Here is a 374-nt window from a genome sequence, read left to right on the forward strand (position 1 = left end):
TTATTTCTCGGTTAAAATTATAATTAAAATATAATTAATACAGAAAATAATATTATCTAGTTTTCAAAGAACAAAGTTGACACTTTCGTGTCAATGGAGAATAACGGGATCGAACCGTTGACCTCCTGCTTGCAAAGCAGGTGCTCTCCCAGCTGAGCTAATTCCCCAAAATATTCGATTGTCACTTACCAGTAACGATGGGTCTAAGTGGACTCGAACCACCGACCTCACGCTTATCAGGCGTGCGCTCTAAACCAGCTGAGCTATAGACCCAAAAGCGCGAACATTTATTTTAACGAGAGTAAAACTCTCAAAACTAAACAAGACTTCAATAATGTAAGGTTTCCGAATTTTTCCTTAGAAAGGAGGTGATC

2 tRNA genes are annotated in these 374 nt (G+C 38.5%); both read right to left on the minus strand.

The window, feature by feature from the left end:
- Positions 1 to 94: 94 nt before the first annotated feature.
- A tRNA-Ala gene (locus AC6UDG_RS07415) sits at positions 95 to 167 on the minus strand.
- 31 nt (positions 168 to 198) lie between these two features.
- A tRNA-Ile gene (locus tag AC6UDG_RS07420) sits at positions 199 to 273 on the minus strand.
- Between the last annotated feature and the right edge of the window lie 101 nt (positions 274 to 374).

Source organism: Fructilactobacillus sp. X2R1C1 (assembly GCF_059901435.1).